General features: G+C 68.4%; 18 protein-coding genes and 1 pseudogene. 9 read left to right on the top strand and 10 right to left on the bottom strand.

What is annotated here, in order from left to right:
• Positions 1-5: 5 nt before the first annotated feature.
• The 3 genes from U1839_RS09640 to cls all read left to right on the top strand — a co-directional run bounded on the left by U1839_RS09640 (position 6) and on the right by cls (position 7,084).
• Positions 6-1,313 (top strand): MATE family efflux transporter, encoded by a 1,308-nt coding sequence (locus U1839_RS09640; protein WP_332803428.1) that lies wholly within the window; start codon positions 6-8, stop codon positions 1,311-1,313.
• A gap of 72 nt (positions 1,314-1,385) precedes the next feature.
• Positions 1,386-5,396: a non-ribosomal peptide synthetase gene (locus U1839_RS09635; protein WP_332803427.1), complete on the top strand. Its 4,011-nt coding sequence runs from the start codon at positions 1,386-1,388 to the stop codon at positions 5,394-5,396.
• Positions 5,397-5,671: 275 nt separating this feature from the next.
• A complete protein-coding gene (gene cls / locus U1839_RS09630; RefSeq protein WP_332803551.1) occupies positions 5,672-7,084 on the top strand; it encodes a cardiolipin synthase in 1,413 nt (470 codons plus the stop codon).
• Between the two features lie 410 nt (positions 7,085-7,494).
• Here cls and U1839_RS09625 read toward each other — a convergent pair whose 3' ends face one another.
• Entirely contained in the window at positions 7,495-8,784 is a 1,290-nt protein-coding gene (locus tag U1839_RS09625; protein WP_332803426.1) for an Hsp70 family protein, read from the bottom strand.
• Here U1839_RS09625 and U1839_RS09620 point away from each other — a divergent pair.
• Positions 8,783-9,624, top strand: a pseudogene (locus U1839_RS09620) (aspartate/glutamate racemase family protein). The gene U1839_RS09625 and the pseudogene U1839_RS09620 overlap by 2 nt on opposite strands.
• A 63-nt stretch (positions 9,625-9,687) precedes the next feature.
• Complete coding sequence (locus U1839_RS09615; RefSeq protein ID WP_332803425.1) at positions 9,688-11,418, top strand: glycosyltransferase family protein; 1,731 nt, start codon at positions 9,688-9,690, stop codon at positions 11,416-11,418.
• On the opposite strand, the gene U1839_RS09610 is transcribed toward U1839_RS09615, so the two are convergent.
• From U1839_RS09610 to U1839_RS09585, 6 genes are all read right to left on the bottom strand, one after another.
• Positions 11,355-12,527 carry a glycosyltransferase family 4 protein gene (locus tag U1839_RS09610; RefSeq protein WP_332803424.1) on the bottom strand — a complete coding sequence of 391 codons (1,173 nt, stop codon included), beginning with the start codon at positions 12,525-12,527 and terminating at the stop codon, positions 11,355-11,357. The two genes, U1839_RS09615 and U1839_RS09610, sit on opposite strands and share 64 nt — an antisense overlap.
• Before the next feature lie 4 nt (positions 12,528-12,531).
• Entirely contained in the window at positions 12,532-12,936 is a 405-nt protein-coding gene (locus U1839_RS09605) for a GtrA family protein (RefSeq protein ID WP_332803423.1), read from the bottom strand.
• Positions 12,933-13,787, bottom strand: a complete 855-nt coding sequence (locus U1839_RS09600; protein ID WP_332803422.1) for a methyltransferase domain-containing protein — start codon at positions 13,785-13,787, stop codon at positions 12,933-12,935. Before U1839_RS09600 ends, U1839_RS09605 begins: the two co-directional genes overlap by 4 nt.
• The gene (locus U1839_RS09595) at positions 13,784-14,839 is read right to left on the bottom strand and encodes a Gfo/Idh/MocA family protein (protein WP_332803421.1); all 1,056 of its coding nucleotides are present in this window, start codon (positions 14,837-14,839) and stop codon (positions 13,784-13,786) included. The genes U1839_RS09600 and U1839_RS09595 overlap by 4 nt, the downstream gene beginning before the upstream one ends.
• On the bottom strand, positions 14,836-16,068 hold the full coding sequence (locus U1839_RS09590) for a glycosyltransferase family 2 protein (protein WP_332803420.1): 1,233 nt from the start codon (positions 16,066-16,068) through the stop codon (positions 14,836-14,838). The genes U1839_RS09595 and U1839_RS09590 overlap by 4 nt, the downstream gene beginning before the upstream one ends.
• A gap of 81 nt (positions 16,069-16,149) precedes the next feature.
• Positions 16,150-17,031: a LysR family transcriptional regulator gene (locus U1839_RS09585; RefSeq protein WP_332803550.1), complete on the bottom strand. Its 882-nt coding sequence runs from the start codon at positions 17,029-17,031 to the stop codon at positions 16,150-16,152.
• Positions 17,032-17,138: 107 nt separating this feature from the next.
• Here U1839_RS09585 and bla point away from each other — a divergent pair, with 107 nt between their 5' ends.
• Positions 17,139-18,044: a subclass B3 metallo-beta-lactamase gene (gene bla / locus U1839_RS09580; RefSeq protein WP_332803419.1), complete on the top strand. Its 906-nt coding sequence runs from the start codon at positions 17,139-17,141 to the stop codon at positions 18,042-18,044.
• A 42-nt stretch (positions 18,045-18,086) separates the two neighbouring features.
• On the opposite strand, the gene U1839_RS09575 is transcribed toward bla, so the two are convergent.
• Positions 18,087-19,088, bottom strand: a complete 1,002-nt coding sequence (locus U1839_RS09575; RefSeq protein WP_332803418.1) for a sensor histidine kinase — start codon at positions 19,086-19,088, stop codon at positions 18,087-18,089.
• A gap of 218 nt (positions 19,089-19,306) precedes the next feature.
• The gene (locus U1839_RS09570) at positions 19,307-20,020 is read right to left on the bottom strand and encodes an EAL domain-containing protein (RefSeq protein ID WP_332803417.1); all 714 of its coding nucleotides are present in this window, start codon (positions 20,018-20,020) and stop codon (positions 19,307-19,309) included.
• Positions 20,021-20,244: 224 nt separating this feature from the next.
• Between U1839_RS09570 and U1839_RS09565 the strand changes: the two genes are divergently transcribed.
• On the top strand, positions 20,245-20,763 hold the full coding sequence (locus U1839_RS09565) for a hypothetical protein (protein WP_332803416.1): 519 nt from the start codon (positions 20,245-20,247) through the stop codon (positions 20,761-20,763).
• Between the two features lie 51 nt (positions 20,764-20,814).
• On the opposite strand, the gene U1839_RS09560 is transcribed toward U1839_RS09565, so the two are convergent.
• Positions 20,815-21,423: an ArsR/SmtB family transcription factor gene (locus U1839_RS09560; RefSeq protein WP_332803415.1), complete on the bottom strand. Its 609-nt coding sequence runs from the start codon at positions 21,421-21,423 to the stop codon at positions 20,815-20,817.
• Positions 21,424-21,493: 70 nt separating this feature from the next.
• Between U1839_RS09560 and U1839_RS09555 the strand changes: the two genes are divergently transcribed.
• Positions 21,494-21,814: an NIPSNAP family protein gene (locus U1839_RS09555; RefSeq protein ID WP_332803414.1), complete on the top strand. Its 321-nt coding sequence runs from the start codon at positions 21,494-21,496 to the stop codon at positions 21,812-21,814.
• Positions 21,811-22,203: an antibiotic biosynthesis monooxygenase family protein gene (locus tag U1839_RS09550; protein WP_332803413.1), complete on the top strand. Its 393-nt coding sequence runs from the start codon at positions 21,811-21,813 to the stop codon at positions 22,201-22,203. Before U1839_RS09555 ends, U1839_RS09550 begins: the two co-directional genes overlap by 4 nt.
• Positions 22,204-22,260: the final 57 nt, after the last annotated feature.

Genomic DNA, 22,260 nt, shown 5'->3' with positions numbered 1-22,260 from the left:
CGGCGATGCACCCCACTGCCATCACCCGCCGCTCGATCTTCGCCCAGGCGTGGCCGATCATGCTCGGCCAGACGACGGTGCCGCTGGTCGGTATCGTCGATACCGCGGTGATCGGGCGGACCGGCGACGCGGCAACGCTGGCCGGGGTCGCGCTCGGGGCGACGATCGTCAACTTCCTGTTCTGGAGCTTCGGTTTCCTGCGCATGGGCATGACCGGGATGACCGCGCAGGCGGGCGGTGCGGGCGATTCGGCCGAGGTCGATGCGCTGCTGGTGCGTGGGCTCGGTATCGGCCTGGCGGTCGGCGCCGTGCTGTTCGCGCTGCAGCTGGTGCTGATTCCGCTCGCGCTGGCGATCTTCGCCGGCGGCGGCGCGGTCCATGCGGCGGCCGGGCCGTTCATCGCCGCGCGCTTCTTCGGCGCGCCCGCCGGGCTGGCGGTGTTCGCGATCAATGGCTGGCTGCTCGGGCTGGGGCGGACCCGCGCGGCGCTCGCGCTGCAGATCGTGATGAACCTTGCCAATGCCGCGCTCGACATCCTGTTCGTCTGGCACTGGCACATGGGCGCGCGTGGTGTCGGGCTGGGCACCTCCTCGGCCGAGTGGATCGCACTCGCCACCGGGCTGTGGCTGGTGCGGCCGCATCTCCATGCACTCAAGGACCGCGCCCGGCTGATCGACCCCGCCGCGCTCCGGCGGTTGTTCGCGGTCAATGGCGACATCATGATCCGTACGATCGCGCTGCTGGTCCTGTTCTCGTGGTTCGCCAATGCCGGGGCGCGGCTCGGCGCGACGCCGCTCGCCGCCAACCAGGTGCTGATGCAGGCGGTCGGGCTGGTCGCCTTCATCCTCGATGGTTTCGCCTTCACCGCCGAAAGCCGGGTCGGCCATGCGCTCGGTGCGGGGTCGCGGAAGACATTGCTGCGCGCGATCCGGCTGACGGCGGAATTCTCGTTCGGCGTCGCCATATTGTCGGGTGTGCTGATCGCGCTGCTCGGCGCACCGAGCATCCGGCTGGTGGTGGTGGATGGCGGGGTGCGCGACCAGGCGATCGCGCTGCTGCCGCTCGTCGTCATCCTGCCGCTGATCGGCTTTCCCGCCTGGTTGCTCGACGGCATCTTCATTGGCGCGACGCAGGGCCGCGCGTTGCGCAACGCGGCGATCGTCTCGACCGGACTGTACATCGTCACCGACCTTGCGCTGCGGCCATGGGGGGCGACAGGTATCTGGCTCGCGCTGCTGGCCAGCTATGTCTATCGCGCCGGCGCGCTGGGCTGGCATCTGCCGGCGCTGGTGCGTCGCGTCGCCCCCGACTGAGCCCGGCGTTGCGGTGATCCCCTACATTGCGCGACGGCCGCAGCATGCGTATCGCTCGCGGCGGGGGATGGAATGAACCTGATGAATCCAGGCGCCGGGCTTGCACCGGGCCCGACCGACGAACCGCTGGTCCTGCATGATTTCTTCGCGCGAACGGTCGCGCGCTGGCCCGATCGCGTGGCGATCGACATACCGCCCGGCCGCGGACGATCTGCCCGCCGGACGCTGACCTATGCCGATCTCGATCGCGATGCGGCGCTGCTCGCGCGTCGGCTGACCACGCGCATCGGCGATGCCGAACGGATCGTCGCACTGCTGGTGCCGCGCACCACGCCGCTGCTCTATGCCGCGCAGCTTGGCGTGCTGATGGCCGGCGGCGCCTTCACCTGTCTCGACCCGGCTTTCCCCGACGCGCGGATGCGCGAGATTCTCGCCGATGCCGACGCGGTAGCGGTGGTAACTGATAGCGCCGGCGCCGCGCGGCTCTCCGCGATGGGCCTGTCGCGCGACATGATCGTCGACGTCGATGATCCTTGCGATGCCCCCGAAGCGCCCTTGCCCGCCGCGCTCGACCCGGCGCGGCTGGCCTATGTCATCTATACCTCGGGCACGACCGGCACCCCCAAGGGGGTAATGATCGAACATCGCAACATCGCCAATCTCGTCGCCTCCGACATCGCCGCCTTTGCGCTCGGCTGCGACGACCGCGTGGTGCAGGGTTCGTCCTCGGCCTATGATTCGTCGATCGAGGAGACCTGGCTGGCCTTCGCCGCCGGCGCCGCGTTGGTGGTGATGGACGATGCCGCGGCGCGGCTCGGCCCCGATATCATCGGCTGGCTGCGCGACGAGCGCGCGACGGTGTTCTGCCCGCCGCCGACCTTGCTGCGTAGCAGCGGCTGCAGCGATCCGCAGGCGGCCTTGCCCGAGCTGCGCCTGCTCTATGTCGGTGGCGAGGCGCTGCCCGGCGATCTCGCCGATCTGTGGGCGGCGGGGCGCCATATGGTCAACGGCTATGGCCCGACCGAGGGCGCGGTGACCTGCCTGCGCGGTGACGTGATCGTCGGGCAGCCGGTGACAATCGGCGCACCGATCTTGGGAATGCGCGCCTGGGTACTCGACGAGACGCTTCACCCGGTCGCCGATGGCACACACGGCGAACTGTGCATCGGCGGCGCGGGCGTGGCGCGCGGCTATCGCAACCGCCCCGACCTCACCGCCGAGAAGTTCGTCGACCATCCCACCCTCGGCCGGCTCTATCGCACCGGCGATCTCGTCCACCGCGATGCCGCGGGCGATTTCCATTATCACGGGCGGATCGACGCGCAGGTCAAGCTGCGCGGCTACCGCGTCGAACTGGGCGAGATCGAGACGCGGCTCACGGCGTGTGCCGGCGTCCGCGCCGCCGGCTGCTGCGTGCTCGAACAGGGCGGGCAGACGCTCGTCGCCTTCGTCGTGCCAGCGGACGACGCCACCACGCTCGACGTCGAGCGATTAAAGACGCAACTGGGCGAGGCGCTTCCCGCCTATATGGTGCCCAGGCAGATCGGCATCGTCACCGCATTGCCGACCAGCGTCGGCGGCAAGCTCGACCGCGCCGCCCTCGCCAAGCTGCCGCTCGCGGCCGCCGCCGAGGCGCCGTCGCCGATCACTGCCCCGCGCACCGACATGGAGCGCCGCCTCGCTACCGCCTTTGCCGACATTCTCGGCCGGCCCGACGGCGTGTCGATCCACGCCGATTTCTTCGAGGATCTCGGCGGCGATTCGCTTCGCGCCGCGCTGCTCGTGACCTTGTTACGCGACGATGCGGTGACATCGGCCGTCACCGTGAGCGACATCTACGAGGCACGCAGCATCGCCGCGCTCGCCGCGTCGCTTGCGCGGCATGTCGATGTCGCGACGCGTGACGAGGCCCCGCTGGTGCGCGAGGGGCATGCAAGGCCGCTGCTCGCCAATATCGTCCAGTTCGGCTGGCTGGTCATGATGCTGTTCGTTGCCTCTTGGGCGGGCTGGGCGGCGACCTTCCGCCTGCTGCGGCCGGTGATGGGCAAGCTCGGGCTGGTCCCGTTCATCCTGCTCGCCCCGGCGCTGAGCCTCGCCGCGATCCTCGCTTATGTCCCGCTCTCGGTAGGCTTTGCGGTGGGCGTCAAGCGGCTCGTGCTGGGGCGCTACCGGCCGGTGCGCACCCCGGTGTGGAGCACGCTCTATCTGCGCCACTGGGTCGTGCTGCAGGCGGTGCGGCTGGTGCCATGGTCGCTGCTGCAGGGTACCGTCTTCCAGCAGGCCGTGCTGCGCGCGCTCGGCGCGCGGATCGGCCGGCGCGTGCATATCCATCGCGGCGTCGACCTGCGGCGCGGCGGCTGGGACCTGCTCGACATCGCCGACGACGTCTCGATCGGCCAGGATGCCATCATCGGCCTGGTTGAGCTCGATCGCGGCGACATCGTCATCGGATCGATCACGCTGGAAGCCGGCGCGACGGTGCAGACGCGGGCCGGGCTCAGCGGCGGCAGCCGGATGGGCGCGGGCAGCGAACTTTCCGCACTGTCGACCTTGTCGGAAGACATGGCGATCCCGGCGGGCGAGCGCTGGGACGGCATCCCGGCCGGCCCCGCTGGACTGGCAACCGCCGTCCCCGCGCCCGACGCTGCGGCACAAGCGCTCACGCCGCTCCGCCATGGACTGCTGATGCTCGCAAGCGAGGCATTGCTGGCACTGCTCATCGCGCTGCCGCTCGAACTCGTCACGCTTGCCGCCTGTGCCGCTGCCGGTGTCGACGTGGTCGACATCTGGCGCTGGGTCTATCATCCGCGCTTCGACCTCGACCTGTCGCTGGTCGTGATCGGCCTGACCGTCGCGACCACGCCGCTGACCTTGCTGTGGACCGCCTTGCTGTCGCGCGCGATGGGCCGCGTCATGCCCGGCGTGATCGGCCGGTGGAGCGCCGGTTACGTCCGCGTCTGGCTCAAGACCGGTCTGCTGATTGCCGCCGGCGAATGGCTCAGCGGGACCTTGTTCTGGCCGCGCTGGCTGCGGCTCGCCGGTATGGCGATCGGCACGGGCTGCGAGATCAGCACGATCCTCGATGTGGTGCCCGAGCTGGTCGAGATCGGCCGCGATACCTTCTTCGCCGACGGCATCTATCTCGGCGGCGCGCTGGTCAGCCGCGGCAGCGTGATGCTCGGCGCAACGCGGATCGGCGCGAACAATTTCCTCGGCAATCACGTCGTCGTCCCGGCCGGGGCGCAGCTCCCCGACGACATCTTGTACGGCGTCGCCACGCCGGTCGATCCGGCGACGATCGCCAAGGGAGGCGCGCGCTTCGGCCATCCCAGCTTCGTCCTGCCGCGCCGCGAGGTGGTCGAAATGGACCGCAGCCTGACGCACGAGCCCTCGACGATCCGCTATATCAACCGCCTGTCCTGGGAGGTGCTGCGCTTCGTGCTGCCGGTCGGGCCGCTGTTGCTGACGGTGGCGTGGTACGCGCTGCTGACGCGCAGCGCGGCCGCCGTGCCCAATCCGGCGCTGTTTGTCGGGCTGGTCGTGCCGCTGATCACGCTCATCCCGCCGGTCGCGCTGTGCCTCGCGGTGCTGCTGCTTAAATGGGCGCTGATCGGGCGGGTGAAGCCGGGGCAGCATGCGCTATGGTCCTGCTGGTGCAGCCGCTGGGACTTCGTCTATGTCGCCTGGGCCAAATATGCGAGCCTGTTGCTCCAGGGCCTCGAGGGCACCTTCCTCCTGCCGGTCTATCTCCGCCTGATGGGCCTCAGGATCGGCCGGCGCGCGGTGCTCGGGCCGCAATTCGCCCAGGTCGTCGACCCCGACATGATCGAGATCGGCGCCGGCGCGACGGTTAGCGCGATGTTCCAGGCGCATACCTTCGAGGATCGCGTGCTCAAGGTCGACAAGGTCCGCATCGGCGCCGGCGCGACGGTGGCTGCCGGCACGGTGCCGCTATACGGCGCGGTGATCGGCGACGGCGCGCATGTCGGTCCGCACAGTGTGATCATGAAGCAGGAACATCTGCTCCCCGCGACGCGCTATCAGGGCGCGCCGACCCGGGCCTATGGGCCGGAGCGGGGCTAGCCCCCGCGGGCTGCGTGAAATCTCGCCGCGAAACGTGCTGGCCGATTTCTCTACCTTGCTTCCCCGGCGAAGGCCGGGGCCCAGTTGCGATGACAGATTTGATGATCGGCAACGTTCGTCGCACCGTCCCCCAACTGGACCCCGGCCTTCGCCGGGGAAGGGAAGATGAGCGAGGTGCGATCGATCCGGAAATGTGTGCGATGCTTTAGCCCCCGCACGTCGCGGCGCGCTTTGCCTTTCGGCGCGGCTCTGCGATGGTTCCGTGCATGAACCCCATGGCGTACCTGCCGGCCGATCTCGGCACCGCTTATTATGTGCTCGAATGGATCGTGCGGATCGGCGCGCTGATCGTCGTGCCGATGCGGCGCAAGCCGGCGGCGGCGACGGGCTGGTTGCTGCTGATCTTCTTCCTGCCGTTGTTCGGGCTGCTGGTCTTTCTCATGATCGGGCGGCCGAGCTTTCCGGCCTGGCGCACGCGGCGCTTCCTCGCCTTGCTGCCCTATTTCCAGCGCGTCGCGGCGACGCTGCGCGAGGCGGCGCCGCGCGATATCGGTGACGATGCGCCGCTCGCCGCGCTGGCCGAGACGCTCGGCCATCTGCCCGCGATCGCCGACAATGCCGTCGCGCTGATCGACGATTATGACGCGGTGATCGCGCGGCTGGTCGCCGATATCGACGCGGCGCAAGAAGCGGTCGATATCCTCGTCTATATCTTCGCCGACGACGCGACCGGCCAGACGGTGATCGCCGCGCTGGGCCGCGCGGTGGCGCGCGGTGTGCGCTGCCGCGTGATGCTCGATCCGGTCGGGTCGCATCGCTGGCGGCGCGACACGGTGGCCAAGCTGCGCGCCGCCGGGGTCGAGACGCACGAGGCGCTGGCCTTCCATCTGTGGCGCGGCCGCACGCGCCGCGACATGCGCAACCACCGCAAGCTGTTCACGATCGACGGCCGCATCGGCTATGCCGGCTCGCAGAATATCGTCGCCAAGGATTTCCGACCCGGCGTGACTAACCGCGAACTGGCCGCGCGGGTGACCGGCCCGGCGGTCGCGGCAATGGCGGCGGTGATCCGCGGCGACTGGTTCCTCGAGACCGAGACCGACCCCGGCGCTCCGCCGACGCTCGCCGCGCCGGCCGGTGATGCCGTGCTGCAGATCCTGCCGAGCGGCGCGGATTATCCGCTCGAGGGGTTCGAGACGCTTTTGGTGTGGCAGCTCCACCGGGCGCACAGCCGTGCGATCCTCGTCTCGCCCTATTTCATCCCCGACGACAGCGTGCTCGGCGCGCTGCGTACTGCGGCGGCGCGTGGCGTGACGGTCGATGTGGTGGTCTCCGCCGTCGTCGACCAGCGGCTCGTCAACCTCGCGCAATGTTCCTATTATGACGATCTGCTCGCCGCCGGCATCCGCATCCACCTGTTCCGCGACTATCTGCTCCACGCCAAGAATATCAGCATCGACGGGCGGATGGCGATCGTCGGGTCGAGCAATGTCGATCTGCGCTCCTTCCAGCTCAACGAGGAAGCCAGCCTGTTGCTGCTCGACGACGCATCCGTCGCGCAGGTCGAGGCGATCCAGCGGCGCTGCATCGCCGACAGCGAGCATCTCGACCTCGCAACCTGGCGGCAGCGCCCGCGGTGGCGCAAGGTGGTCGAGAACATTGCGCGGTTGGTCAGCCCGCTGCTCTGATGTTCGCGGCGATTCACTCGCGACGCGTTCATGTCATAAGCGTCGCCGGCGGCGCATCCCGTTGCGTGCCGCCGGCTCTTTCGCATCGTTGGTTTTGATGGCTGACCACCTGTTGGTATTCGGCGCCCCGCGCCGGCCCGACAGCCATGACGTGGCGAGGAATAGTTGAGGCTATTCGCATAATGGGTGCCGGAAATCAGGTCGTCGGCGCCGCCGCTACTGTCGATTGAGCCTCGCTCGACAGTGATGAATTGTTGGACCTGGCGGGCGATAGCGCGCTAATTCTTTGCGCATAGCACGATGGACCGGCCCGAAAGCCGCACCCCGTCCCCTCGCAAAATGCCGGCAGAACTTGACGGCGAACGGCGCTTTTCTGGTGCGTTACTTTCCCTCTACGACGGAATATCGGTTTATGCTGCCCAGGCGGCGAGGTCGTCCTGCTCGGCGATCAGCGCCAGGCCGTGCGCGATCGAGGTCAATTCGCCGCCGCTGGCGATGCGCGCTTCGCCGAAGCGATCGGTGAACAGGCGGCGGATGCGCGGCGTCAGCGAGGAGCCGCCGGTCAGGAAGATGCGGTCGATCGTCGCCGGCTCGACCGCCGCCATCGCCAGCGCACGGTCGACCGCCGCTTCGATCCGCGCGATATCGGGGGCGATCCAGCCTTCGAAATCGGCGCGCGTGACATCCGCCTCGATCGCCAGGCCGGCGCCGGCAAAGTGGAAATGCGCCGTCTCCGCCGCCGACAGGTCGCGCTTGACCTGCCCGACCGCCTCATAGAGCCGGAAACCCAGTTCCTCCTCGATCACCGCAATCATCCGGCCGATCGCATCGGGGTCGAGCGCGGAACGGCGCAGCTTTTCCAGCTCGGCGAGCGTGCGGCGATTGCGCATCAGCGCGAGCCGCGACCAGTCGGCAAAGTCGGCGAAATGGCCGCGCGGGATCTCGAGGATCTTGTCGAACGAGCGATACGAGCCGCCCTTGCCGAGCAGCGGCATGACGAGATGATCGATGATCCGCGCATCGAACCGGTCGCCGGCAATCCCGACGCCGGCATGGCCGAGCGGTTCACAGCGTCGCGCGGCGCCCGGCGCGGCAATCCTCACGACCGAGAAGTCGCTGGTGCCGCCGCCGAAATCGGCCACGAGAATCGTCGCCGGTTCGGTGATGCGCGAGGCATAGCTGAACGCGGCGCCCAATGGCTCATAGACATAGTGCACCTCGCTGAACGCGCCGAACATCATGTCGTAGCGCCGCCGCGCCAGCGCCTCGTCGGGGCGGTGCCCGGCATATTCGACCGGCCGGCCGACGACGATGCGCGCCGCGCCGGACAGTGCGCCACCGGCCCGCGCCGCCATCTTGTCGAGAAACAGGCGGCCGAGATCCTCGAAGCGGTAGCGCTTGTCGAACACCGTGGCATGCTCGAAGGTCGCGCTCGCCGCGACCGACTTGAACGATTGCAGGAAACGGCTGCCCTGCGGGAATTCGAGATATTCGGCGATCGCCCAGGGGCCGGCGTCGACCGCGACGCCGCCGGGCACGCTGTCCTCTTCCCAGAGGCACAGCGCCGAGCGGAACGCCGCTTCTGGGCCATGCGGCGTGGCAAGCTGGACGAGATCGGACACGCCGCCGCGCGCCATCGCGACGACCGAGTTCGTCGTCCCGAAATCGAGACCGAGCGTGAAGGGTGGGGGATTCGGCATGGGCGGGCGGCGCTACACGGGTTGCGGCGCGGGGGGAATGGGCTTCGGCAAAGTTTCGTCAATCGCCGCCATCCCGGATGGCGAAGATCATGGCGAGCCGATACGGGATTCGATGAAGGAGTATATCACGGACATGCTGACGATCGGCCTTATCGGTGGAATGAGCTGGGAAAGCTCGGCGCAATATTACCGGCTGATCAACCAGACGATGCGCACGCGGCTCGGCGGCGTGCATTCGGCGCGCAGCCTGATGTTCTCGGTCGATTTCGGCGAGATCGAGCGACTCCAGCATGCCGGCGACTGGGACGCGCTGACCGCGGCGATGATCGACGCCGCCACGCGGCTGGAACGGGGCGGCGCTGACCTGTTCCTGATCTGCACCAACACGATGCACAAGGTGGCTGATGTGGTCGCCGCCAGCGTATCGATCCCGCTGCTGCACATCGCCGATCCCACCGCGGCGCGGATCGTCGCCGCCGGCCACCGCCGCGTCGGGCTGCTCGGACCGCCTTCACCATGGAACAGGCCTTTTATCGCGACCGCCTCACCGAGCGTTTTGGCCTCGATGTGATCGTGCCGGCCGAGGACGACCGGCGGCGCGTCCACCGCATCATCTATGAGGAGCTGGTTGCCGGCATCGTCGCGCCGGCATCGCGCGAAGTCTATCGCCAGGTCATCGCCCGACTGATCGACGATGGTGCCGAGGCGATCATTCTCGGCTGCACCGAGATCATGCTGCTGATAGGGGCGGAGGACAGTGCGGTGCCGTTGTTCGACACCACCGCGATCCATGCCGAGGCAGCGGTCGCCCAGGCACTGGCCGGCGATTTGGCGGGATGACCGGGCCGAACTTGGCGCTATGACCTGATCGTGTGAGCGGCGGGTAGGTCGCGGGGGGCCGGCATGGACGAACGGGGCATCAAGCGGGACTATCGGCGCGTCAGTGTCGGCGCGGCCGGCCTGTTGCTGTTGCTGATCGCGCTTGGCTGGCTGTTCGCGCCGCACGATCTGCCCGCCGCCGACAATGACGGCATGGCGCGCTTTCTGCTGCTGCGGCAGGATCTGGCCATCGCGCTGATCGCTGCGGCGGCCACGGCGCTCGCCTGGATACCGATGCGGCGGCGGAGCGCCATGCCCAACCTTTCGCCACGCATGGTGGCGCTCGTGACGGCGGTGATCGTGCCGCTCGGCTGCTGGCTCGGCGCGCGGCTGGTGTTCGGGCGCTACGACTTCAGCCGCGACGAACAGATGGTGACGTTCGACGCGACGATCTTCGCGGGCGGTCACCTGTTCGCGGTAATCCCGGCGCAGCTGCGCGGCATGGCGGAAAGCTTCAACCAGACCTTCATCCTGCCGATCGGCCAGCACGAGGCATGGGTGTCGGCCTATCTGCCGATGAACGCGGCGATCCGTGCGATCTTCCTGCGGCTCGGCGATGCGAGCCTCGCCGGGCCGGTGCTGGTGGCGGTCGGCGCTATCGCGCTGTGGCGCATCGCCGCGCGGCTGTGGCCGACATCGCCGGCGAGCCAGATCGTCGCGCTGCTGCTCTATGCCGGATCGTCGCAGATCTGGATCACCGCCATGACCGCCTATGCGATGAGCGCGCATCTCGGGTTGAACCTGTTGTGGCTGTGTCTGTTCCTCAAGGATCGACGCTGGGCGCATGGCGCGGCGATCGTGATCGGCTTCGTCGCCACCGGGCTGCACCAGCCGCTGTTCCACCCGCTGTTCGTGCTGCCGTTCCTCGCCTGGCTGCTCGCCGAGAAGAAATGGCGCCTGCTGCTGGTCTATGGCGCGGCCTATGCCGCGATCGGGCTGTTCTGGCTCGGCTGGCCGCTATGGATCAGCGCGCATGGTGCGCTGCCGGCAGCCGCGACGACCGCCGTGTCCGGCGTCGGTTATGTCGAGCGCTTCCGGCACGCCGTGGCGGGGCTGCACCTGTGGGGCGTCGGGCTGATGGCGGCCAATCTGGTGCGCTTCGTCGCCTGGCAGCATCTGCTGCTCGTGCCGCTCGCCGGCTATGGCATCTGGCGGTGCTGGAATGTCGACCCGGTGGCCCGCGCGCTCGCGATGGGGCTGATCCTGCCGGTCGCGATCCTGCTGATCCTGCTGCCCTATCAGGGGCATGGCTGGGGCTATCGCTATCTCCACGGCGTGATCGGCAATGCCTGCCTGCTCGGCGGCTATGGCTGGCGCAAGCTCGAGGAGCGCGGGCGGGCGCCGGTGACGGCGTTCGCGGGTGCAACGCTGGCGAGCATCGCGCTGCTCGTGCCGCTCCATGCCGTGATGGCGCGGCGCATCGTCGCGCCCTTCGCCGCGGTCGCCGCGCAGCGCGACGCGGTCGCGGCGCGGGTCGTGATCGTCGACGACAGGGCCGCGCCGTTCGCGCAGGACCTGGTGCTCAACCGCCCGGATTTCTCGAACCGGCCCTGGGTGCTGCTCGGCCATCAGGTCGCGCCGGAGCAGATCGCCGGCTTGTGCCGGGGCGGGTCGATCGCCTTTCTCGGTGCGGCGCAGCTGGGCGGGCTGACGTCCGCGTTCGATGAACCGGCGCCGGTGACGACCCCCGACTACACCGCGCTGGAGGATGCCGCGCGGTCGGCCGGGTGCCGCATCGTCGCCTTCGCGAAATAAGCCGACTCGGTGATGCGCGCGGCCATCGCCGACCAGTCATAGCTCGCGCTGGCATAGCGGCTCATCGCTCTGCGGTCGTCGTCGCTCATCTTGAGGGTATCGGCGGCAGTGATGAGGCGCATGGCCGATGCGTCGGGGTCGCGAAGATCGACCTCGACCGGCGACAGCCAGCGCCGCGCCTGCGGGTCGGCGCCGCTGGTTTCAGCGCCGCAGATGACGGGCAGGCCGCACGCCATCGCTTCCTGCACGACGAGCGGAAAGCCCTCGCCGACGCTCGGCAGGATCAGCATGTCGGCGGCCTGGTACAACGCCGCGAGTGACGGGCCCGAGCGGTCGTGCAGCACGCGGATGTTGGGGAGGCCCCATGCGAGCGGGTCGATCGGGCCATGGCCGGCAAGCAGGACCTGCCAGTCGGGCCGGGCCGCCGCCGCGCGGCGGATGATGGCGAGCCCCTTCTTCTCGACGAAGCGGCCGACGAACAGCAGCAGCGCCCTGTCGTCGGTCATGCCAAGTTCGGCACGCGTCGCAGCGCCGACGGCGGTAGGCGCCGGCCGGAAGATCGTCGTATCGACCCCGTTGAACAGCAGCAGCGGCGGACGCTTCGTGGCAACCCCGGCGAACGCATCGCGGACGGTGTCGCTGATGAACACGGCCTGGTCGGCGGCGCGCAGCATCGGCCGCGTGACCAGCCGGTTGGCCAGCGCCATCACGCGCTTGAGCAGCGGATTGACGAAGGGAATGCCGGCGATGTGCTGGATCAGCACGACCGGCTTGCGATGGCGTTTGGCAAGCAGCACCGCCGCAATCGAGCTGAGATAGAGCGCGTCGTGAACGACGACGGCGTCGCTATCGCGCACTGCCTTTGCGAGGCGGCGCAATGCGGTGACGCCCGGGATCGGCATCGGCAGGCCGGTGAGGCGCTCGATCGCATTGAAGCACGGCATCGCCACCGGCGTAGCGGTTGTTGCGTCGGGCATGGCGCCCTCGGCAGCGGCGGCCCAGCTGGCGTCATGGCCCTGCGCGACGAAGCGACGATTGAGCTGGCCGGCGACGCGCTCGATCCCGCCGCCATGCTGCTCATAGAAATGGGTGACGGTCAGCAGCCGCATCGCGTCACGCCCCCAGCGAGCGCGACGCGCGGCTGCCCAGGATCGCCCAATGGCTCGCGACATAGTTGACGACGACCATGATCAGCGTCGCGGCGGGCGCCGCGATCACCATCGGCTGGTGCAGCGGCACGAGGAACAGCCAGGCAAGGCCGGTCGAGATCGGGAAGTTCGCCGCCATCGCCGCCGTGTAGCGCGCGAAACCGCGCCAGCTGCGCGTGCCGCGAAAGACGAACGCGCAGAGCAGGAGATAGCCGGTGACGACCATGATGCAGAACGACGTTACGGCGGCCTGGAGCAGCGTCAGCCCGGCGCGGTCGGCGGCGATCATGATCGCATTGTGCATCACCAGGCACGACCCCGTCACGACCGCATAACGCGACGTGGTGGCGATCGCGCCGGCGCGGATCATGCGCGGTGGCCCTCGATCAGCAGACACGAGGCCGCGTCGATGTCGCACCATGTCGGATGGCCGATCGACACATCGACACCGGCGCGCATCACGCGGGCGAGCGGACGGGCGAGCGCGGCGGGCAGGCTGGCGCCGTTCTGCAGCGCGCGGACGCCGAGCTTGCGCTGGATCTCGATCGGCCGCGACGTCTCGCCGAACACGCTGTAGAGCAGCCCGCCGGTGAGCCGCGACAGCGTCTCCCAGCGGCGCGTTTCGGCGCGGTCGAGATAGCCGAGCGCGGCGTCGAGCACGAGGCCATGGCGGCCGAGCATCGCCGTCCAGTCCGCGACCGACAGGTAATGGAAATGCGCCAGCCGCTTGTCGAGTGTGCCGAGATAGGCAGCGCGGTCGCCCCACGGCGCGAGCGGCCCGGCAAGGTTCTCGTGAAAGCCGGGGCCGGGCACGGTGAAGAAGAAGCGGCCGTCGGGTTTGAGCAGCCGGCCGACCTCGGCGATCGTGCCCTCCAGCGGCGGGATATGCTCGAGCACCGAATTGGAGATAACGAAATCGAACTGGCCGTCGGGCTCGGGGATCGCATCCGCCGAACAGGTGTCGACGCGATCGTAAAAGGGAAAGCGCCGCGCCGCCTCGGTTTCGAACGGGTCGAGGTCGATGCCGACGAGCCGGCGTTCGCCGATGCGGTCGAGCAGGATTTCGGTCAGCAGCCCGTCGCCACAGCCGAGGTCGAGCCCGAGGCCGTGCGGGATGTCGCGGCTGGCCAGCGCCTCGATCTCGATCGCGCGCCAGAAGGCGGTCGCGGGCTGCGCCGGATAGGCCGAGGTAAAGGTGCCGAAAAGATCGAGCTTGCTCATGCGTAGATCGCCTCCGCGGAATCGATGATGGCGTGCTGCAGCGTGAGCACGGCGAGCGCCGCGGCGCCGTCGATCGGCGCGAGCGCGTCGGTCTCGCCGCTGACCGCGCGACCGAAGCGGTCGAACAACTCGTCATTGCCATAGCTCAGCCGCCCGGTGAGATGCGGGATGCCGCTGGTCAGGTGCTGCAACCAGTGCTGGACGGTCGCGACGCGGCTGGTGCGCAGCACCTTCAGCGTGTCGTGGCGCCCGTCATTGGGCAGGCGGATATAGATGTCGCGGAAGATATCGACGATGCCGAGGCCCCGATCTCCCGACACCATCAGATACCATTCGCTGACCGGGCTTTCGAAATTGCACGACAGACGGATCGGGCAATCGGTCGTATCGCCACGGAAATAGGCTTCGATCCGCGCCGGGGTCGTCAGGCCGGTAGAGCTCGGCACGACGAGCGAGCGCGCCAGCGACAGCTGGCCGGCAACGGCGCGCAGCAGATAGAGCAGATGCGGGCTCTCATCGTAGAACAGACCCATCGGCAGTTCCTCGCACCAGGTCGGCAGGCGCCGGCCGGGATTGCCGAACTGGACGGCATCGACCCCGCGGATCGTGCCGAGCGCGCCGCTGGCGAGATCGTCGAACAGCCGGCGGGTCGAACGCGCGAACTGGAAATTGTGGACGATGGCGAGGCGGCGATCGGCGGCGGTGGCCGACGCGACCAACTCGGTGCCCTCGGGCACGGTCATGGTGAAGGGCTTTTCGGTCAGCACATGCTTGCCGCGCGCGATCGCCTCGCCGACCAGGGCGAAATGCGTCATCGGCGCGGTGGCGACGGTGATCGCATCGACCTGATCGAGCCAGTCGATGTCGGCGAGCGTCGATGCCTCGCTGAAATGGCGATAGCCGCGCTTCCTTGCGATCTCGGCGGCGCGGCCGGGCGCGCGGTCGATCACGCCGACCACGTCGAAACGCGGTGAGCGGTCCATCGCCGGCAGATGCCGGTTCTGGCACACCCAGCCGAGCCCGATGGCGGCGACGCGGATCGGGGCCGTCACAGGCGTTGTCCGCCCCTGGCCGAAAGGAAATCGGTGGCATGGCCGCCGACGATCGCGATGACGAACCCGCCGAGCATCGTCTGCAGGCCGACCGCGCCGGTGATCGCGGCGATGACCAGCGGCAGGACGCTGGCCGGGGCGGCGAAGTCGTCGACGCGCCAGTGCCAGCCGATCGCGCCGAGCATCGCGACCGACGCGGCGGCGAGGCCGAGCCCGGTCGCGAGCATCGTCTCCAGCCTGAGCCATCCGCCGAACCGTCCGAGCGAGGGGCGCAGCATGCGATAGCCCTGATGGACGCCGACGACATGCGCGACGACCGCCATCAGCGCGGCGAAATGGCCGGCGGTGAACAGGAAGCCGGCGACGATCGCCCAGCTCGCGCCGAACGGGCCGGCGCCGGGCAGGACGCCAAGATAGTGCAGCATCGCAATCAGCAGGATCGTGGCGGCGACGCCCATCGCGGCGAGCGCGGGAATGCCGAACGCCCAGGTCGGGCTGAGCATCAGCAGGTAGCGCAGGTGCCGCCAGCCATCGCGCCACGGGCGCAGATGCGGCGGGCGGTCGCGCAGGTCGACCGACAGCGTCGCGGGGGTCTGGGTGATGCGGAAACGGCGCAGGCTCGCCTTGACGACCATCTCGCTGGCGAATTCCATGCCGTCGCTGTCGAGCCGCAGGTCGAGAAAGGCGTCGCGCGTTATCGCGCGCAGCCCGCAATGCGCATCGTCGACACGGCTGCGGAACAGCAGGTTGAGCATGCCGGTGAGGATAGGGTTGCCGATATAGCGGTTCTTCCACGGCATCGCGCCGGGGGCGATGCCGCCCCGAAAGCGCGAGCCCATGCACAGATCGGCGCCCGCGATCAGGCTTTCGACCATCGCCACGCCATCGGTGAAATCATAGCTGCCATCGGCATCGCCGATGACGAGGTAGCGGCCATAGGCCGCCTCGGCACCGCCGATGATCGCCGCGCCATAACCCTTGCGCGGCACCGCGACGACGCGCGCGCCAAGGCGGGTGGCGATATCCTGGCTGCCATCGGTCGAGCCGTTGTCGGCGATGACGATCTCGCCGGCGAGGCCGAAGCGGCGCGCAATCTCGGCCAGCGCATCCTGCGCGTTGGCGATGCAATGCGGCAGGCTGATCGCTTCGTTGAGGCACGGCATGACGATCGACACGTCGAGCGGCGCGACATCGTGGCGGAAGGCCAGCGGGGCGGTGATGCGAGACATGGGTGTGGAGCTCTCCGTCGACCCGACCGTGCTAGCCGGGGATGGTTAACGAAGTGCTGCGAAGCGTCGCGCGGCAGGGGGTTAACCGTCGCGCGGTTGCGTCGCCATGCCGAGCCATGCGGCAAAGGCCCGCATTGCCGGCGTTTCGCGCCGCGATTTCAGCCGCGTCAGCCAATAGCCGCCGGCATCGAGCTCGGCCGTAAAGGGGCGGACGAGCCGTTCGGCGGTGAGTTCGTGCGCGAACATCGCGGGTGGGACGAGCGCAACGCCGTGCCCGGCGATCGCGGCGGTAACGATCAGCGCCGCGCTGTCGAAGATCGGGCCGTGGAGCGGCGGGCAGGCGTCACCCGCCAGCGCGAACCAACGCGCCCACTCGTCGGGGCGGTACGAACGAAGCAACGTCTCGCGGGCAAGCGCGGCGACATCGCCGCCGAGGCGCTGCGCGATCGCCGGGGTACAGAGCGGCGTCAGCGGCGCGGCGAAGATCGGCATGGCGTGCGTGCCATGCCATGCGCCGTCGCCGAAACGGATCGCGAGATCGAGTCCCTCGCCGGCCAGGTCGACGCGATTGTTGTTGGTCATGATCCGCAGATCGACATGCGGGTGGTCGCGCGTGAAATCGGCGACGCGCGGCAGCAGCCAGCCGGTGGCGAAGGTACCGACCACGCCAAGCGTGAGGACCTCGCGCAACCGCCCGCCGGCGTAGCGATCGAGCATTGCGCCGACCCGGTCGAACGCATCCGCGACCACCGGGACCAGTGCATGGCCCTCGTCGGTCAGCGCGAGCCCGCGCGGCAGGCGGCGGAACAGCGGCGCGCCGAGCCGCGCCTCGAGCGCCGCGACCTGATGACTGACCGCGCCCTGCGTCACGCGCAGCTCGAGCGCGGCGCGCGTAAAGTTGAGATGCCGCGCCGACGCCTCGAAGGCGCGTAATGCGTTGAGCGGGAGCTGGGCGCGATCCATCAGCGAGATATGAGCCAGGCTCATGGCTATGTCGAGATATCATGCTTTGTGGCGTTGCTTTGAGTAAGGCATTTCGATGTGACATGAGAATTTAAGGGGACAAGAAGATGTTTCGCACGATGCTGTTCGTCATGGGTCTGGCCGCGGCGCTGATCGGATCGGCCGCCTTTCCGCAGGAGCGCACGGATCCGCTGTTGCGGCCGGTCGCGCCGGACAATGCCGCGCGCTGGCTCACACCGCAGGCGCCGATCAGGGTGTTCCGCAACGCCTATCTGGTCGGCTTTGCCGGCCTCAATGTCGGGCTGATCAGGACCGAGGCCGGGCTGGTGCTGATCGACGGTGCGCTGCCCCAGGCGGTCGGCGCGATCGAGGCGAATATCCGCCGGCTGGGCTTCGATCCCAAACAGATCCGCTACATCCTTAGCACCGAGCCGCATTACGACCATGCCAGCGGGATCGCCGCGCTGGCGCGCGACAGCGGCGCGACGGTGATCGCCAGCGTGCCGGCGGCGAAGGTGCTGCGACAGGGCCATAGCGACGCCGACGATCCGCAGGCCGCGTGGCTCGTACCCTTTCCCGCCGTGGCCAATGTCCGCGGCGTCCGCGATGGCGAGCGATTGCGGCTCGGCAGCACCGTCATCACCGCGCGCGCGACACCGGGCCACACTTTTGGAAGCATGAGCTGGACATGGCGCAGCTGCGAGGGCCGGCGCTGCGTGACCATGGTGTTCGCATCGAGCCTCAACCCGCTTGCGGCCGATGGTTATCGCTTCACGGATCCGGCGCACGCCGCGATTTTGACCGCGTTTCGCCGGACCCTCGTCGTGATGCGAAGCATGCCGTGCGACGTGCTGCTGACTTCGCATCCCGAACCGTCGGGCGGCGACGAGAAATATGCGCGGTTCCAGCGCCAGCCGGTGCCGAACCCCTATGTCGATCCGGCAGCGTGTCGCAGCTATGCAGATGACAGCGCACAGCTGCTGACAAAGCGGCTGGCGGACGAGGCGAAGTAAACCGACCTCGGCGGGGGCCGGGGTAACGACCGGCCCTTCACTTCACGAGGCGAGGCGCGCCTGATCCATGCGCAGCGTGATGATGGCGCCCTCTTCCGACCAGTCGCGCTCGATCGTGCCGCGCAGTTGCGCGGCGAGGCTGCGCTTGAGCAGCTTGCTGCCGAAACCGCCCTCGCCCTCCGGGGGCACCACGGCGGGGCCGCCATGTTCGGTCCACACGATCACCACGATATCGTCCTGTACCTTGCACGCGATGTCGAGCGTACCGGTCTTGGCGGAGAGCGCGCCATATTTCATCGAATTGGTCGCCAGTTCGTGCAGCACCATGGCGAGCGTCGTCGCGCTGGACTCGCCCACCGGCATGCGCGGCACCGCGACGCGGATGCGGCCGCTGAACGCGCCGGCATCGTCATAGGGCGCGAGCAGGATCGTTAGCAGGTCGCCGAGTAGCGCGCTGTTCTCCTTGCGGCCGGGGACCGGGCGAACGAGGTCGTGTGCCCGTCCAAGCGCGCCGAGCCGCGTCGTCAGCTCATTCGCCATCTCTTCGGTCGAGGCGCTCGATTGCGAGGCGATCGCGGTCAAAGCGGAGGCGATGCTGAGCAGGTTCTTGACCCGGTGGCTCATCTCGCCGGCGAGCAGTTCATGGCCTTCCTCGGCCTGCTTGCGGCCGGTGACGTCGATGAAGATGCCGAGCATCTCGCGCCCCTGGATGCCGGCATCGTCGCCCTGGCCGCGTGCCGAGACCCAGCGCACCTCGTCGTCGATGACGATGCGGAAATCGATCTCGTATGGCCCGACGATCGCGCGCGTCGCCGAAAAGGCGGCGCGGACGCGGTCGCGATCGGCCGGGTGAATCTTGGCCGACAATTGCTCGAAGGTGACGAAGTCGCTCGCCGGCAAGCCCCAGAGATGGAAGCCGTGCGCATCCATGCGGAAATGGTCGCTATCGACGTTCCAAGACCACAAGGCGACGCCGGCCGCCTCGATTGCGAGGCGCAACCGGCGCGCGTCCCAAATCGAGGCTGTTTGCTGATCTGCCGACACGGGCGAGTCCTTCGCGGAGCAGCGTCGCGAGCGCCGAAGATGAGTCGCGCCCGGGCGGTCGCACGTGCCGGAGCGTTGGGGTCGGGAAGCCGAAAGCGCGCGGCGGTACGCGGAACAGAGGTTAATAACACGCAATGCCGCGCGTACCAACTGGTCCGCGTCATGACGCGGAGCGCGCCTGCTCGGAAGCGACAGATTAATCCAGCGCGATCATTCCGCTAAGCGGTGCGTCGTTCGCCGGTGAGGTCGATCATCACCCCCGGGAGCCGCTCGAATGCCGGCCGGGCGAAATGAAACCCCTGGATGTAGCGCACGCCGATCGCGCGCAACGCCTCCAGTTCGCCGGTAGTCTCGATTCCTTCCGCGATCACCATCACCCCCAGTGCGGTGCACATCTTGAACACCGCGTCGACGATCAAGCGGCGGGGCAAGCTGGTATCGATCGCGCGGATCAGTTCCATGTCGAGCTTGATGATGTCGGGCTGGAAGCGCGCGAGCAGGTTGAGCCCGGCATGGCCGGCCCCGAAATCGTCCAGCGCGGTGCCGAACCCCATCGTGCGATAGGTCGCGATGATGTTGGCGACATGGTCGGGGTCGGTCATCTCCTCATTCTCGGTGAATTCGAAGATCAGGCGGTCGGTCGGCAGGCCGACCGCGAGCGCGGTCTTGAGCGTCAACTGGATGCAGGCGGCCGGCGAATAGACGGCGTTGGGCAGGAAGTTGATCGACAGGCGCGCGCCCGTCGCGCCGAGCCCTGCCCTGGCCGCCGCTTCGATCGCCTTCACCCGGCATTGCTGGTCGAACGCATAGCGGTTCGCCGCCGACACCTGCGCCAACACGCTCGCCGCACTCTCGCCATGTGGCCCCCGGACCAGCGCTTCATAGGCGTAGGGGTCACCGGTGCTGATGTCGACAATCGGCTGGAACGCCATGGAAAAAGCGAAATCCAGGCCCGCGCCATCGCGGCAACCGGCGCAGGGAGCAGGACGCGGCGGGGCCTGGGGACTCGGGGTGCGCATACGCTATCGGGTAGTTTCAAATACTTAAGAGATCGCCTTCGTAACGATCGGGGATGTTGCGGTCCGCACGTCGCGCAGCGGACTGTTGTTCACTTAATGTTCTGGTCGAATCGCCTCGCAGCGTGTTTGGATGCGGCGTGACCGGCGCGATCAAGACCCTCACCGACCTGCGCCGAATCGAGGCGGCGGTGCGCATCATCTGCGACCGATGCGGCGAACGCGTGCTGCTCGACCGCGAGGCGATGCTGCACGATCGCACCGCGCGCCACCTCAGCCTGTCATGGGACGCGGTGCAGGCCGACCAACGTTGCCGCAAATGCCAGAGCGCCGCCGTCCGCGTCGAGGCGCTGCCATTCGGCGAGAAGAACCGCGCGCTGCGCCGCGCGCGGGCCGAGGCGATGCTGATCAACCTCGCGCTGCACATCCTCGCCGAGGCGGCGCGACGATCGACGCAAGGGGCGGTTGGCACGATCGAAGTGCGGCTTGCGCTGCGCGTGCTCCACCCATTCCTGCGCGACGAGAATCTGCTGCGCGAATATTGGCGCAATGCCGTCGAGGAGCCGCGCCAGGGCTGGTCGAGCTGCCACCTGCCCTATCGCTGGATCGTCACCCGGCTCGTCGAAAAGGGCTATGCGGTGGAGGCGGGACTGCGCTGATTTAGCCGAACGCCTGGTCGAATGCCGTACCCCCAAGCGGTGTAAAGGCGATTACCCGGCCGCTACCGCGCTTTGCCCAGCCGCTGGCAATAACGTGATCGAGGATGGCTGCGCCGAGCGCGCCGCCGAGATGGCTCTTGCGCTCGCTCCAGTCGAGACAGGCGCGACACAAGGGCCGCCGCGAAACGCCCAGCGCTGCGACATCGATGCCCAGGCGCGACCTTCCGCCGTTACCATCGGCGTGTCACCTTCCGAAATCAGGCCGCGCGCGACGAAACCCTGCAGCAGCGCAACCGCCCTTTCACCGGCGAGATGATCGTAACAGACTCGCGCGGTGCGCAGCGCGGCGTCGCGCGGCCCGGTCCGCACACGCCGCGCGCCGGTACGCTCGGCCACGCCCATCAGGGTCTCGATCAGCTCGGCGATGTCCGGCCCCGACAGCGCGAAATAGCGGTGGCGACCCTGTGTGCGGGCCGTCACCAGCCCGGCCTGGTCGAGCTTGCCGAGATGGCCGCTGGCGGTGGGCAGGCCGACCCCCGCCGCCTCGGCGAGCTCGCTGACGGTCAGTGCGCGGCCGTCCATCAGCGCGGTCAGCATGTTGGCGCGGGCGGGATCGCCGATCAGCGCGGCGATCGCGGCGATGCTGGGGCCGTCTTTCATTGTTCGGCCTTAGCCGAACCATCGCCGTTGCTCAAGCAGCTAGGAGGTCGCATCACCCAGGGAGTGCCACATGATCACCTGTTTCATCCGCTACGAGATCGACCCGTTCAAGACCGCGGCATTCGAACATTATGCCCGCAATTGGGGCGAGGCAATTCCGCGCTGCGGCGCCGACTTGATCGGCTATTTCGCGCCGCATGAAGGCTCTGCGACGACCGCATACGGCGTCTATTCGATCGCCGATCTCGCCGCCTATGAGGCCTATCGCGCGCGGTTGCGCACCGATCCGCTGGGGCGCGATAACTACGCCTTCGCTCAGGCCGAGCGCTTCATCCGGCGCGAAGACCGGCTGTTCCTCCGCAAGGTCTCCGATCCGGCGGGCGACCGATGATCGCGGTGATCTTCGAGGTGCGGCCGGCGGCAGGGCAACGGTCGCGCTATCTCGACCTGGCGGCGGCGCTCCGCCCGGCGTTGGAGGCGGCTGACGGGTTCGTATCGATCGAGCGCTTCGCAAGCCTGAGCGAGCCCGGCAAGATCCTGTCGCTGTCCTTTTTTCGCGACGAGCAAGCCGTGGCGGCGTGGCGCAACCGCCCGGCTCACCGTGCGACGCAGGCACAGGGGCGCGAAGACGTGTTCGTGGACTATCGCTTGCGTGTCGCCCACGTGCTGCGCGATTACGGGATGACCGATCGAGCCGAGGCGCCGATAGACAGCCGCGCGGCATTCACGACTGCGGCCGGGGACCGTTCCAATCCGGGTAGCAGGCACCACTTGGGTTAAGGCGGGTTCAACCACTTTACAGCGATACGGCCGTTTCGGATCAATCGAGGAAGTGGC

Source organism: Parasphingomonas halimpatiens, assembly GCF_036663795.1.
Taxonomy (GTDB): domain Bacteria; phylum Pseudomonadota; class Alphaproteobacteria; order Sphingomonadales; family Sphingomonadaceae; genus Sphingomonas.
This window is presented reverse-complemented; position numbering and strand designations above follow the sequence as displayed.

Coding starts and splice junctions, on each gene's coding strand:
- U1839_RS09640 (WP_332803428.1), top strand. CDS start 6: ATGCACCCCACTGCCATCACCCGCCGCTCGATCTTCGCCCAGGCGTGG.
- U1839_RS09635 (WP_332803427.1), top strand. CDS start 1,386: ATGAACCTGATGAATCCAGGCGCCGGGCTTGCACCGGGCCCGACCGAC.
- cls (WP_332803551.1), top strand. CDS start 5,672: ATGGCGTACCTGCCGGCCGATCTCGGCACCGCTTATTATGTGCTCGAA.
- U1839_RS09625 (WP_332803426.1), bottom strand. CDS start 8,784: ATGCCGAATCCCCCACCCTTCACGCTCGGTCTCGATTTCGGGACGACG.
- U1839_RS09615 (WP_332803425.1), top strand. CDS start 9,688: ATGGACGAACGGGGCATCAAGCGGGACTATCGGCGCGTCAGTGTCGGC.
- U1839_RS09610 (WP_332803424.1), bottom strand. CDS start 12,527: ATGCGGCTGCTGACCGTCACCCATTTCTATGAGCAGCATGGCGGCGGG.
- U1839_RS09605 (WP_332803423.1), bottom strand. CDS start 12,936: ATGATCCGCGCCGGCGCGATCGCCACCACGTCGCGTTATGCGGTCGTG.
- U1839_RS09600 (WP_332803422.1), bottom strand. CDS start 13,787: ATGAGCAAGCTCGATCTTTTCGGCACCTTTACCTCGGCCTATCCGGCG.
- U1839_RS09590 (WP_332803420.1), bottom strand. CDS start 16,068: ATGTCTCGCATCACCGCCCCGCTGGCCTTCCGCCACGATGTCGCGCCG.
- U1839_RS09585 (WP_332803550.1), bottom strand. CDS start 17,031: ATGGATCGCGCCCAGCTCCCGCTCAACGCATTACGCGCCTTCGAGGCG.
- bla (WP_332803419.1), top strand. CDS start 17,139: ATGTTTCGCACGATGCTGTTCGTCATGGGTCTGGCCGCGGCGCTGATC.
- U1839_RS09570 (WP_332803417.1), bottom strand. CDS start 20,020: ATGGCGTTCCAGCCGATTGTCGACATCAGCACCGGTGACCCCTACGCC.
- U1839_RS09560 (WP_332803415.1), bottom strand. CDS start 21,423: ATGAAAGACGGCCCCAGCATCGCCGCGATCGCCGCGCTGATCGGCGAT.
- U1839_RS09555 (WP_332803414.1), top strand. CDS start 21,494: ATGATCACCTGTTTCATCCGCTACGAGATCGACCCGTTCAAGACCGCG.
- U1839_RS09550 (WP_332803413.1), top strand. CDS start 21,811: ATGATCGCGGTGATCTTCGAGGTGCGGCCGGCGGCAGGGCAACGGTCG.